The following is a 13,168-nucleotide window of genomic DNA, read 5'->3' as shown; positions in this document are numbered from 1 at the left end:
AGAGGATATCGCGGGAAGTGGATTGTCAGGCGCGACTGAGGCTGTGCACCGGCAACGGCGCCACCGCCTCGCGACCACCGAGCCCGGGCAGTTCCACCACCACCGCCGCACTGGTCGGGTGGGCCCCGGCGCGCTGCAGCAGCCGTTGTGCGGCGCCGACGCTGCCACCGGTGGCCAACACGTCGTCGATGATCACAACGCGCAGACCGGCCAACTCGATTCCGTCCGCTGGAATCTCCACGGTGGCGGCGCCGTATTCGCGCTGGTAGTCCTCGCTGAGCACGGGCGGCGGCAATTTGCCGCCCTTGCGGATGGCCAGCACACCGGTGCGCAGCCGGGTGGCGACGGCGGCGGCCAGTAGAAAACCGCGGGAGTCGATGCCGGCCACCAGGTCCGCGCCGACGGAAACTTCGGTCAGCGCCTCGGTGATCGCGGCCATCGCATCGGCGTTCGCGAAGACCGGGGTGAGGTCTTTGAACTGCACCCCGGACTCGGGGAAGTCGGCGACCCTGCGGGTCAGACCGTCGATCAGAGCGGCGACGTCGGTCACGGCACCCGTAGTTTCACTGCACCAGAGCCCATCGGTCCATGTTCCAGCCCGCCCCCCACCGGGTCGGGTTCTTGCTGACGGCATACATCTTCTTGGACGTCAGCAGGGTCCGCTGCTGCCGGTACAAGGGCAACGTCGGCATGTCCGCCCACAACAGCGGCGCGCCCTCGCCCAGCAACCGGGCCCGTTCGGCCGGGTCGGCGGACACCGCCAGCGCGCCGATGATCCCGTCGACCTGCGGATTGGCGTAACCCGAGAGGTTGTTGCCGTTGCCGCCGTGCAAGGCGTAGGCGTCCATCGGCGAGGAACCCGTGGAGCCGCTGCCTGTGGCGCCGCCCGTGCCGGCCAGCAGCACGTCGATTTTCCCTTCCCGCAACGCCTGCGGGCCCGAAGTGTCCAGGGTCACGTTCGTCACGGTGATCCCGGCCGGCCCGCACGACGCGGCAATGGATCCGACGGTGGCCGCCAGGCGGGCGTTGGGGCCGCGGTAGCCGATCCGCACCGTCAGCGGCGTGCCGCGCAGCGCGTCGCGGGCGGCGTTGGGGTTGGCCTTGTTGAACGGGCCGGCTTCGCCCGCACCGTCCGCGGCGGACAGCGCGTCCTCGGTGGCCGGGGACAGGCGCGAGTTCGCGATCGGCACCGCGGCGTCGCGCGCGATCACGTCGCGGGGTGTACAGAACGCGAATGCCCGACGGAACGGGATCTGGGCCAGCGGACCCTGCGGGGCGAAGATCAGCTGTTGGATCCCCGCCGCGGGCGAGTCGGTGCGCTGATAATCGTCCGGGGTGGCCAGCGCTCCCGACGACCCGGCCGCCACGTCGACCACGTCCACCCGGCGGTTGTTGACCCGATCCTGGATGTCGCCGCCCTGTGGTCGCACGGTCACGCGCTTGGTGATCGCCTTGGCGCCCCACCAGCGGTCGTTGGCCACCAGCACCACTCCGCCGCCGTCCAGTACCGACTCGATCCGGTACGGACCGGACGACGGAAAACGTTTGAGATCGGCTCCGGGCTTGAGATCCCAGGTCGTATTCCACAGTCGCGCAACCTGTTCCACCACCGACACCTTGTTGGTCAACAGGGCCGTGGTGATGTCGGAACCCAACGTGTCGGACAGGATGTGCGACGGCATCATCGACGTCGCGGTGAACAGCTGCGTGTAGTCGACGACGCCGCGGTCCGGGATGAACGACACGCGGGCCTTCTTCTGGCCCGGCGTGCACTCGATATTGGCGATGTCGACGTAACCGGCCTGGGTGGCCGCGTCGAACCCACCGAACCGCCCGGACTGGGCGGCCCAGGCCAGCACCAGGTCGTCGCAGGTCACCGGTTTGCCGTCGGAATAGACGGCGTTGTCGGCGATTTGGTAGTCGAGCACCAGCGGAGATCCGCCCACCACCGAGATGGTGCCGAAGTCGTGGTCGGCGACCACCTGCCCGTCGGGTCCGTGGTAGCCGAATCCGGTCAGGGTCCGCGCGAACGCCTGGGCCCCGGCCGATGCGGCGCCGACGGTGGTGTTGGTGTTATAGGTCGTCACCATGCCGTCGACCACGTACTCGATTTGGCCCGCTGCGCTGCCCGAGCATCCGGACAGGCCCGCCGCCGCCAGCACAGCGGCAACGCCGTTGACCAGCAGAGCTTTTCGCCAGCGACACCGGGTGGCCATGCGCCTACCGCTTGCCGACGTTTCGCTTGCCGGTGGGACACCGGGTGCCGGTGGGACGCACCGGTCGCGCACCGGGGGCCGGTTTGTTGGCGGCCGGTGGGGTGTCAGTTTCTGCTTTGGCGAGCGAGACCGCCTCGGTCTGCTCTGTCTCGTCGTCGCCGGGCTCGTCATCGGTCTTATCGACGGGGGGCTTCCCGCGAGATTTCTTGGCGCTGGACGCCTTTGCCGGGACGGCCACCCCGCGCCGCCGCAGCACCCGACGCGTGTGGGTCTGCACCAGTTCGGTGCGTTCGCGCAATGTGACCAGCAGCGGTGTGGCGAAGAAGATCGACGAATAGGTGCCGACGATGATGCCGATCAGCTGCACCAGCGCCAGGTCTTTGAGCGTGCCCACCCCCAGCAGCCACACCGCCACCACCATCAACGCAACAACGGGTAGCACCGAGATGAGGCTGGTGTTGATCGAGCGCATGAACGTCTGGTTGACCGCCAGGTTGGCCTGCTCGGCGAAAGTGCGCCGGGTGGTGTGCTGGAACCCGTGGGTATTCTCCTCGACCTTGTCGAACACGATGACGGTGTCGTAGATCGAGAAGCCGAGGATGGTCAGCAGCCCGATCACCGTCGCCGGGGTGACCTCGAAACCCACCAGGGCATACACGCCGGCGGTGACCGTGATGTCGAAAACCATTGCCGCTAGTGCGGACAACGTCATGTACCGCTCGTAACGCACGGTGATGTAGACCGCGACCAGCGCCAGGAACACGGCCAGCGCCAGGATCGCCTTCTTGGTGATCTGACCACCCCAGGTCGAGGAGACCGCGGCGTCGCTGATCGCGCTCTTGTTGGGTTTGCCGTCGGCACCCGTGGGCTGCAACCCGTCGAACAGCGCGTTGCGCAGCTTTTCGGTCTGCTCGTTGGTGAGGTGCTCGGACCGGATCTGCACGGTGGCCGACGACCCCTTGCCGACGCTGACCACCGATTCCGGATCTTTGCCGATCGCCTTGGTGTATATGTCTTCGACCTGGGCGACCTGGATGGTGCCGGCGGCCCCGGCCGCGGGCAGTGACACCGTGGTGCCGCCCTTGAAGTCGATGCCGAACGCAAAGCCGCGGATGAGGATCGCCAGGACCGCGATCGCCATGATGGCGCCGCTGATCCCGTACCAGAGCCGGCGGCGTCCCACTACCTCGAAGGCGCCGGTACCGGTGTAGAGCCGGGACAGGAAGCTGTGCTTAGGGCCGCCGGCGGTGTCCGGTTGGGTGTCTGTGACAGCGACCGTGGTGGCCGTCGGTGATTCCGTGCTGTCGTCTTTGGCTGCGACGCTGGACTTTTCCTCGGTTGCGACCTTGGCAGGTGCTGTCGCCGCCGTCGTCGTGTCGGGTTTGGCCGCGGTCGACTTGGCGGCTTTGGCCGCGGTGGTCTTGCGCGCCGTGGGGCGGGCGGGCTTGGCGGCCGGCTTCGTGGCCGGCGTCGTCTTGGCCGCCTTCGCACTGTCGGTGGTGGCCGAGCGGTCCTCGGGGTCTTTGGCCATCGATTATCCCCGTCCCGTATTGGTGTTGCTCGAGCGGGCACCTGCAGACGCGGTGCGGCGTTCGCGGGCGACCTGCTGCACAGCGCCCAAGCCGTTGTACGCCGGCTTGGCCAGCCGCGAAGACTTGGAGGCCAGGTACACCAGCGGCCAGGTCACCAGGAACACGACGGCGAGGTCGAGGATCGTGGTGAGGCCCAGGGTGAACGCGAAGCCCTTGACCTGGCCGATCGCCAGGGCGTAGAGCACGGCGGCAGCCAGGAAGGTGACCGCGTTGCCGGAAACGATGGTCTTGCGTGCCCGTGCCCAACCACGCGGAACCGCCGACCGGAAGGAACGGCCTTCGCGGATTTCATCTTTGATCCGCTCGAAGAACACCACGAACGAGTCCGCCGTCGTACCGATACCGATGATCAGACCGGCGATACCGGCCAGGTCCAGGGTGTAGTTCATATATCGGCCGAGCAGCACCAGAATTGCGAAAACCATTGCGCCGGAAGCAATCAGCGACAACGCCGTGAGCAATCCCAGCACCCGGTAGTACAGCAGGGCATACACCAGCACCAGCAGCAGCCCGATCCCGCCGGCGATCAGACCGGCCCGCAGCGACGACAGACCCAGTGTCGCAGAGACAGTTTGGGCCTCTGAGGATTCGAAGGACAGCGGCAGCGAGCCGTACTTCAGCACGTTCGCAAGCTGTTTGGCGGTCGCCGAGCTAAAAGGTGGCTCGCCCCCGCTGATCTGGGTGCGTCCACCGGGGATCGGCTCCCTGATCCGCGGCGCGCTGACGACCTGCGAGTCCAGCGTGAAGGCTGTCTCGGTGCCGGTGTGGGCGGCGGTGAAGTCGGCCCAGACGCTGGTGGCGGGACCTTTGAACTGCAGATCGACCACCCAGCCGAGGCTGCGTTGGTCCTGGTTGAACGACGCGTCCTGGATCTGGTCGCCGCTGATGATCGACGGCGCCAGCAGGTAGGCCATCTTGTGGTCGGTCGAGCAGGTGACCAGTGGCAGGTTCGGGTCGTCGTTACCGGCCAGGATGTCCTCTTTACCGCATCGGGTGGCCTGGAACTGCAGGGCGATCATCTGGATGTACTGACTGGTGCTCTGCCGCCACTTCTTCTCCTGCGCGATGCGCTCTGCGAGAGCCTGGCGCGGATCGGGGGGCGCAGGTGCTGCGGGCGGCGCCGGCTCCCCACTGGGCGCAGGCGACGGACCGGGCGCAGGCGCCGGGCTGGGGGCAGGCGACGGGCTCGGCGCCGGATCCTGCGGATAGGGCCGTGGTTGTCCACGCGGGGGTGGCGCCGGGGTGCCGGACGCGGGAGCCGGGGCACCGGATGCCGGACCGCCCGGCGCCGGGGCCTGGGCACCCGGGGCCGGAGCCGGGGCACCCGGGGCCGGAGCCGTTCCACCGGGCGCCGGAGCACCGGGGGCCGGCTGCTCCTCGGCCGGCCTGGGCTCTTCGGGAATCGCCTGCGCCGGCCGGGTGTCGATCACCGGACGGATGTAGAGCCGGGCGGTCTGCCCTAGGTTGCGCGCCTCGTTGCCGTCGTTGCCGGGCACCGTGATGATCAGGTTGTCGCCGTCGACGACCACCTCACTGCCGGACACACCCAGGCCGTTGACGCGGGAGTTGATGATCTCGCGCGCCTGCGCCAGCGCTTCCGGGCTAGGACGCTTGCCGTCCGGGGTACGCGCCGTCAACGTCACCCGGGTGCCGCCCTGCAGATCGATGCCCAGTTTCGGCGCGGCCTTCTTGTCGCCGGTGAGGAACACCAGCAGATAGACGCCGACGAGCATGAGCAGGAACACCGACAGGTAGCGGGCAGGCTGCACCGGCGCAGAAGACGATGCCACGTTCCTTCTCCTTGAAATCGGTACTTGCCCCGTGCGAGCTTCCGGAAAGACTACGTGCCGCGTTCAGACCAGCGTCACGGACGCGGCAGGTAGCCCCGGTCAGGAATCCTTGGCGACGTGCGTCTCGTCGTCGGCGTCCTCCGCGGCGGCGACGGCCGAGTCCTCGTCCGCGTCGTCGTCATCGGGCAGGATCTTGTCCCGGATGGCCAGCTTCATCCAGGTCGTCACCACCCCTGGCGATATCTCGAGTTCCACGTCGTCCTCGGTGATGCCGACGATGGTGCCTTCCAGCCCTGAGGTCGTGTGCACCCGGTCCCCCGGCCGCAGCGATTCGTGCAGGTCGATGGTCGCCTGCACGGCCCGCCGCTGGCGCCGCGAAGCCATGAACATGAAGCCGGCCATGATGATCAGGAACGGCGCGAACAACATCAAACTCTGCATCGAAAAGCCTGTCTCTCGTATCGGTAGTGTTCGAAAATCCCGCGAAAAATCGGGGACGGCGCCAGTCGGACCCGGCGCTCGATCACGTCGTCAACGGTCCAGTCTGCCATTCGGGCACGTCGCAAACCGACCCCACCACGGGTGGCGCAGCCCAACGGCCCGCCGGATGCGGGCCAGCGGTTAGGCTTTCATTCGCGACGTGACCGGCGCGCCGCGGAAGGAGCGGTCCGTGGCCAGCCTCGAGCAAAGCCGTCATCTGGTCACCGAAATCCCGGGTCCCGCGTCGCTGGAACTCAACAAACGCCGCACTGCCGCGGTTTCCCACAGCGTCGCGGTCACCCTGCCGGTATTCGTCGCCCGCGCCGGCGGCGGCATCATCGAGGACGTCGACGGCAACCGCCTGATCGACCTGGGTTCAGGCATCGCGGTGACCACGATCGGCAACTCGGCACCGGCCGTCGTCGAGGCGGTGCGCGGGCAGGTCGCCGAGTTCACCCACACGTGCTTCATGGTGACGCCGTACGAGGGGTATGTCGCCGTCGCCGAGGAACTGAACCGCATCACCCCCGGCGCCGGCGAAAAGCGCTCGGTGCTGTTCAACTCCGGGGCTGAAGCCGTCGAGAACGCGATCAAGGTTGCCCGGTCCCACACCCGCAAGCCTGCGGTGATGGCGTTCGACCACGCGTACCACGGGCGCACCAATATGGCGATGGCGCTGACCGCCAAGTCCATGCCATACAAGAGCGGGTTCGGCCCGTTCGCGCCGGAGATCTATCGCGCACCGATGTCCTACCCCTACCGGGACGGGCTGCTGGACAAGGAACTGGCCACCGATGGGGAGAAAGCGGCGGCCCGCGCGATCAGCGTGATGGACAAGCAGGTCGGGGCCAAGAACCTGGCCGCGGTCATCATCGAGCCCATTCAGGGTGAAGGCGGGTTCATCGTGCCCGCCGAGGGTTTTCTGCCGACGCTGTTGCGCTGGTGCCGGGAGAACGACGTCATGTTCATCGCCGACGAAGTGCAGACCGGCTTCGCGCGTACCGGGGCGATGTTCGCCTGCGAACACGAGGACATCGAGCCCGACGTGATCGTCACTGCCAAAGGCATCGCCGACGGGCTGCCGCTGTCCGCGATCACCGGCCGCGCCGAGATCATGGACGCCGCGCACGGCGGCGGACTGGGCGGCACGTTCGGCGGCAACCCCGTCGCGTGCGCGGCGGCACTGGCCACCATCGCGACCATCGAGTCCGACGGCCTCATCGAGCGGGCCCGGGAAATCGAGCGGCTGGTCACCGAGCCGCTGCTGCGGTTGCAGGCCGGCGACGACCGGATCGGCGACGTGCGGGGCCGCGGCGCGATGATCGCCGTCGAGCTGGTGAAATCGGGCACCGCCGAGCCGGACCCCGAGCTGACCGCCCGGCTGGCCACCGCGGTCCACGCGGCCGGAGTCGTCGTGCTGACCTGCGGAATGTACGGCAACATCATCCGGCTGCTGCCCCCATTGACCATCAGCGACGACCTACTGTCCGAAGGCATCGAGATCATCGGTGGCCTGCTGGCCGACATCTAGTTTCCGTCGGCTGCAGACCTCGAACGCGCGACGGCACCGGGGTGGAATACCACGCTGACACCGGTGTTGCAACTCACAGGCACTCCCCAGTCGGGGCCGTTGAGGAATAATGTTAGTTTTGCTAACGTTCTTATAGTCAGCGCAACGCAGCGCACCTAGCCTTCAAAGCAAATTTTTCGTTCGAAGAGGATTGCCATGTCGACCATCACTGAAGAAGAGCAGCTCACCCGCCGTACCCAAGACCTCGTCGCCAACGATCCGCAATTCGCCGCCGCCCAGCCCGACCCAGCCGTCGCCGAGGCCTTGCAGCGCCCGGAGTTGCGGCTCCCGCACGTGCTGCAGACCGTCGTGCAGGGCTACGCTGCCCGGCCCGCATTGGGCCAGCGCGCTGTGGAGTTCATCGCCGACCCTGCGACCGGACGCACCACCCTCAAACTTCTCCCCCGCTTCGAGACGATCACCTATGGCGAACTCGGCGACCGCATGGCCGCGATCGGCAACGCCCTGGCCGCCGACGGCGTGCAGGCCGGCGACCGGGTCTGCGTGCTCGGTTTCACCAGCGTGGACTACACCAGCATCGACATGGCCTTGGGCAGCATGGGCGCCGTCTCGGTTCCGCTGCAGACCAGCGCCTCGATCGCGCAGCTGCAGCCGATCGTCACCGAGACCGAGCCCCGATTGCTCGCGGCGAGCATCAACCAGCTCACCGACGCCGTGCAGCTGATCCGCGCCGGGTTCACCCCCGCCAAGCTGGTGGTGTTCGACTACCACCCCGAGGTCGACGACCAACGGGAGGCCCTCGATGGTGCCGTGGCAGCCCTGTCCGACTCCGGCGTGCCGGTCGAAACGCTGGCTGACGTGCTCGGACGTGGCGAAGCCCTACCGGGCGCCCCGGTAGCTGACGTGGCTGAGGATGCGCTGGCGCTGTTGATCTACACCTCCGGCAGCACCGGTGCGCCCAAGGGTGCGATGTACCCGCAGCACAACGTCGCCAAGATGTTCCGCCGGTCGGCCAAGAACTGGTTCGGCCCCACCGCCGCGTCGATCACCCTCAATTTCATGCCGATGAGCCACGTCATGGGCCGCGGCATCCTCTACGGCACGCTCGGCAACGGCGGTACCGCGTACTTCGCCGCCAAGAGTGACCTGTCCACCCTGCTCGAAGACCTGGCCCTGGTGCGGCCTACGGAGCTCAACTTCGTGCCACGCATCTGGGAGACGCTGTACGGCGAATTCCTGCGCGAGGTCGACAACGGCGCCGACCCGGCCGAGGTGCTGGTCAGGCAGCGCCAGCAGCTGCTCGGCGGTCGGTTCATCTTCGCGATGACCGGCTCGGCGCCCACCTCCCCGGAGCTGAAGGCCTGGGTCGAGTCGCTGCTCGAAATGCACCTGCTGGACGGCTACGGCTCCACCGAGGCCGGCATGGTCCTGTTCGACGGCGAAGTGCAGCGTCCACCGGTGATCGACTACAAGTTGGCCGACGTGCCTGACCTGGGCTACTTCAACACCGACCGGCCTTATCCGCGCGGCGAGCTGCTACTCAAGACCGAGAACATGTTCCCCGGCTATTACAAACGGCCCGAGATCACCGCGAACGTGTTCGACGAAGACGGCTACTACCGCACCGGCGACGTCGTCGCCGAGGTCGGTCCCAACCGGGTGGTCTACGTCGACCGACGCAACAACGTGCTGAAACTGGCGCAGGGCGAGTTCGTCACCGTCGCCAAGTTGGAAGCGGTGTTCGGCAACAGCCCGCTGGTCCGGCAGATCTACGTCTACGGCAACAGCGCACACCCCTACCTGCTGGCGGTCGTGGTGCCCACCGAAGACGCGCTGGCGCGGTATTCCGTCGACGAGCTGAAGCCGCTGATCGCGGACTCATTGCAGACCGTGGCCCGCGACGCCGACCTGCAGTCCTACGAGGTGCCGCGCGACTTCATCGTCGAGACCGCGCCGTTCACCCTGGAGAACGGCCTGTTGACCGGCATCCGCAAGCTGGCCTGGCCAAAGCTCAAGGCGCACTACGGGGAGCGGTTGGAACAGCTGTATGCCGACCTGGCCGCCGGCCAAGCCAACGAGTTGAGCGAACTTCGCCGCACCGGCAAGGACGCCCCCGTGCTGGCCACCGTCACCCGGGCCGCCGTCGCCATGCTCGGGGCAGCCAGTTCCGAGGTGTCTCCCGAGGCGCACTTCACCGATCTCGGCGGCGACTCGTTGTCCGCGTTGACGTTCGGCAACCTGCTGAACGAGATCTTCGACGTCGACGTGCCGGTGGGCGTGATCGTCAGCCCGGCCAACGACCTGGCCGCTGTCGCCGCTTACATCGAAGCCGAGCAGGCCGGATCCAAGCGGCCTACCTTCGCCTCGGTGCACGGGCGGGGCGCCACCGAGGTGCACGCCGCCGACCTGACCTTGGACAAGTTCATCGACGCCGCAACCCTGGCCGCCGCCCCGCAGCTGCCCGGACCGGCCACTGAGGTGCGCACCGTGCTGCTGACCGGCGCCACCGGCTTCCTGGGCCGCTACCTGGCGCTGGACTGGCTGGAACGGATGGACCTGGTCGACGGCAAAGTCATCGCCCTGGTACGGGCCAAGAGTGACGCGGACGCCCGTGAGCGCCTGGACCGGACGTTCGACAGCGGTGACCCCAAGCTGCTGGCGCACTACCGCAAGCTGGCGGCCGATCACCTCGAGGTGATCGCCGGCGACAAGGGCGAGGCCAACCTGGGTCTGGACGCTGCGACCTGGCAGCGGCTGGCGGACACCGTCGACCTCATCGTCGACCCCGCCGCCCTGGTCAACCACGTGCTCCCGTACAGCGAACTGTTCGGGCCCAACGCATTGGGCACCGCCGAGCTGATCCGGATCGCGTTGACCAGCAAGCAGAAGCCGTACACCTACGTCTCCACCATCGGAGTCGGCGACCAGATCACACCGGGCAAGTTCGTCGAGGACGCCGACGTCCGGGTGATGAGCGCGACACGCAAGATCAACGACAGCTACGCCAACGGCTACGGCAACAGCAAGTGGGCCGGTGAGGTGCTGCTACGCGAGGCGCACGACCTGTGCGGGTTGCCGGTAGCGGTGTTCCGCTGCGACATGATCCTGGCTGACACCACCTACGCCGGTCAGCTGAACCTGCCGGACATGTTCACCCGGACCATCCTGAGTGTGGTGGCCTCCGGCATCGCGCCCAAGTCGTTCTACGAACTGGACGCCGATGGCAACCGTCAGCGCGCCCACTATGACGGGTTGCCGGTGGAGTTCATCGCCGACGCGATCTCGACGCTGGGTGCGCAGGTTCCCGAGATCGGGTTCCAGACCTACCACGTGATGAACCCGTACGACGACGGCATCGGCCTCGACGAGTTCATCGACTGGCTGGTGGACGCCGGGTATGCGATCGAGCGGATCGGCGACTACCAGCAGTGGCTGCGACGCTTCGAGACCTCGCTGCGGGGTCTGCCGGAACGGCAACGGCAGTACTCATTGCTGCCACTGCTGCACAATTACCAGCAGCCGGAGAAGCCGATCAACGGTTCGATGGCCCCGACGGACCGGTTCCGCGCGGCAGTGCAGGAAGCCAAGATCGGACCGGACAAGGACATCCCGCATGTCACGCCGGTGGTCATCGAAAAGTACGCCAGCGATCTGCAGTTGCTCGGCTTGCTGTAGGTGGGGCGACGGTTGAGGCAGGTGTCCGGCTTGGTCAGCCGGGCACCTGCTTTTTCGGTGCTTTAGTCGGAATGACGATGTTCCATTGAGCCCGTCGAACAGGCACCATTGGCCGCGCTCAGCGAGGACGCAAGGTTGCCCAGTTCCGCAGCGGCTGAGCTGGGTGCTTCGCAGTGATGACCTCCAATGACATGAATGACGTCTCCCACATCCGCGAGGGCACCGGCAGCACTACAGTCACCGGCCCCTCGCCGTGGATCCGCAGCCTGTTAATCGGTTTAAAGATTAATCAATTGTCAGCCTCAATAGAGGCGGTAGCGACGCCGCTCTGAAATTTCACGTAGCGTTAAGAGTTAGCTGCCTAACGCGCGGCACTGACCATCGCTACCCCTGCGAAGCATCGCCGCTGAACTGCACTGCAGCTCAGCGATTTCGCAATGAGGGTTCATTTTTCGTTTTCCGCCGCTGTCACAGTTCCCATGCGGCCTCGAGCCACCTATTCATCCCGTGTCACCGGTCGCATCGCGCTGGACCGGTAGTCGTTTCCACTGAAACACGTTGCACACCTTGCGCACTCATCGCGGCGTCGCCGAGTACGGTGCCGCCGAGTGGTGGAACTTGCGCCCTGGCGCGGACCTCCGCGCACTGAATTCAGTCACGTATCCGGATTCATTGGCGTATGCGTAGTAACGGGCGCATGTAAATGCCCCGGCGCCGCCCCGACAACGGTATTGATGATCTGGTAGGGGGTAATGGCCAATCCGGCTGACAACGCAGCGCTTGATACCAGCGGACTGGTGGAAACCCCAATTTCAGCGGCGGCACCCCGGTCCCAGACGCCCAAGATGGCGCCGACCGAGCTGGTCACAGCCCGGTCAGGCCCCTGCCAGTGCTCACTACTGGTGCGCGACCGGTGTGCGGTGCCGTCGGAACAACCCACGCTTGTGCCCTTCGGCGGGCACGTACTGGTCGCGCGGAGTGGTCAGCACATCCGTCTGCTGCGGGTCGCGATCCGGCTCGACCAAGCCGGTGTACTGCTGCTCGGACCGAGCCTCCACCGGCTGGGCCGACGGCACCGACTGAACGTCACGTGCTAACCGAACCACTAAGCGCGACAAGACCGCCCCACTGAGAAAAATGATCAACGCACCTAGCCCGGAGAAGTACGCGATCTGCACAGCAGCGCGCTTGGCATCCGACGCGCCGACCGGGTCTCCAACACTGCCGATCCGCAGAATCGGCGCGAAAGCGGTGCCGACCACGAACCAGGTGCCGCCGAGGGCGGCCAGCCATCCGCCCAGCATCGCGGGGCCGCGACTCCGGGCAGCGATCAACAACAGACCGCCAAGCGCGGTGGCCACGCCCGGCAGCACTTCCAGCCATAGACGTGCCGCGGTCCAGGCCTGTCCGGGGGTGTAGGCGAAGTCGAAATTGGGGCCGACGAACGGGATCAGCGCTCCCCAGACGCCCAGAATGACTAGGAGCAACCCAGTGACGGCGCCGCGCGAACGCGGAATGCGGCTTCGGGCGCGACGGTCCTCGACGGTTTTCATGGCATCTCCCTCGGTAGGTACCTGGGTGGGTACCCGGACGCCTAGTCGCTCAAGCGACAGGACCCGCTGCATCTGCGCGGCCCCAGGCTGTTCTCCTCCGTGGCCGCCATCCGACTAACCGCCGGTCGCGCAACAGCACCATCTCTGCTCTCTGCCACATACACAACGGACGCCGTCGCGCTACATGTGAGACTGCGACCTTTTGGCAGACTCGAATGAAATTCAAATATTGCGGTCAGGTAGGTAAGGCAGGTCGTGCGGCCTCAATACGGGAAACCGCTGATTGTGCTGACTGTTGCAGCACAGGCTAACGCGTCGCTGGGTGGTTGAA

The 13,168-nt window shown here is 66.7% G+C and carries 8 protein-coding genes; 2 read left to right on the top strand and 6 right to left on the bottom strand.

From position 1 onward, the window contains the following. Positions 1–25: 25 nt before the first annotated feature. From ACZYZ9_RS04210 to yajC, 5 genes are all read right to left on the bottom strand, one after another. Entirely contained in the window at positions 26–634 is a 609-nt protein-coding gene (locus ACZYZ9_RS04210) for an adenine phosphoribosyltransferase (RefSeq protein WP_463824971.1), read from the bottom strand. Continuing rightward, on the bottom strand, positions 564–2,216 hold the full coding sequence (locus ACZYZ9_RS04205; protein WP_463824970.1) for an ABC transporter substrate-binding protein: 1,653 nt from the start codon (positions 2,214–2,216) through the stop codon (positions 564–566). The genes ACZYZ9_RS04210 and ACZYZ9_RS04205 overlap by 71 nt, the downstream gene beginning before the upstream one ends. Positions 2,217–2,220: 4 nt before the next feature. Next, a complete protein-coding gene (gene secF / locus ACZYZ9_RS04200; RefSeq protein WP_463824969.1) occupies positions 2,221–3,747 on the bottom strand; it encodes a protein translocase subunit SecF in 1,527 nt (508 codons plus the stop codon). Positions 3,748–3,750: 3 nt separating this feature from the next. Beyond that, the gene (secD, locus tag ACZYZ9_RS04195; protein WP_463824968.1) at positions 3,751–5,598 is read right to left on the bottom strand and encodes a protein translocase subunit SecD; all 1,848 of its coding nucleotides are present in this window, start codon (positions 5,596–5,598) and stop codon (positions 3,751–3,753) included. A gap of 99 nt (positions 5,599–5,697) precedes the next feature. Beyond that, complete coding sequence (gene yajC / locus ACZYZ9_RS04190) at positions 5,698–6,039, bottom strand: preprotein translocase subunit YajC (protein WP_463824967.1); 342 nt, start codon at positions 6,037–6,039, stop codon at positions 5,698–5,700. Between the two features lie 229 nt (positions 6,040–6,268). On the opposite strand from yajC, the gene gabT reads away from it, so the two are divergent. After that, positions 6,269–7,609, top strand: a complete 1,341-nt coding sequence (gabT, locus tag ACZYZ9_RS04185; RefSeq protein ID WP_463824966.1) for a 4-aminobutyrate--2-oxoglutarate transaminase — start codon at positions 6,269–6,271, stop codon at positions 7,607–7,609. Between the two features lie 195 nt (positions 7,610–7,804). Next, positions 7,805–11,284, top strand: coding sequence for a carboxylic acid reductase (car, locus tag ACZYZ9_RS04180; RefSeq protein WP_463824965.1), 3,480 nt, complete (start codon positions 7,805–7,807; stop codon positions 11,282–11,284). 896 nt (positions 11,285–12,180) lie between these two features. Here car and ACZYZ9_RS04175 read toward each other — a convergent pair. Further along, on the bottom strand, positions 12,181–12,837 hold the full coding sequence (locus ACZYZ9_RS04175; RefSeq protein ID WP_463824964.1) for a hypothetical protein: 657 nt from the start codon (positions 12,835–12,837) through the stop codon (positions 12,181–12,183). Positions 12,838–13,168 lie beyond the last annotated feature (331 nt).

This window comes from Mycobacterium sp. IDUB_28, assembly GCF_055419285.1.
Note: the sequence above shows the minus strand (reverse complement) of the source record. Positions and strands in the feature narration are given on the sequence as shown.

Excerpts from the sequence above, each read along its gene's own strand:
- ACZYZ9_RS04210 (WP_463824971.1), bottom strand. The coding sequence starts at position 634 with ATGCCGTCAGCAAGAACCCGACCCGGTGGGGGGCGGGCTGGAACATGG.
- ACZYZ9_RS04205 (WP_463824970.1), bottom strand. The coding sequence starts at position 2,216 with ATGGCCACCCGGTGTCGCTGGCGAAAAGCTCTGCTGGTCAACGGCGTT.
- secF (WP_463824969.1), bottom strand. The coding sequence starts at position 3,747 with ATGGCCAAAGACCCCGAGGACCGCTCGGCCACCACCGACAGTGCGAAG.
- yajC (WP_463824967.1), bottom strand. The coding sequence starts at position 6,039 with ATGCAGAGTTTGATGTTGTTCGCGCCGTTCCTGATCATCATGGCCGGC.
- car (WP_463824965.1), top strand. The coding sequence starts at position 7,805 with ATGTCGACCATCACTGAAGAAGAGCAGCTCACCCGCCGTACCCAAGAC.
- ACZYZ9_RS04175 (WP_463824964.1), bottom strand. The coding sequence starts at position 12,837 with ATGAAAACCGTCGAGGACCGTCGCGCCCGAAGCCGCATTCCGCGTTCG.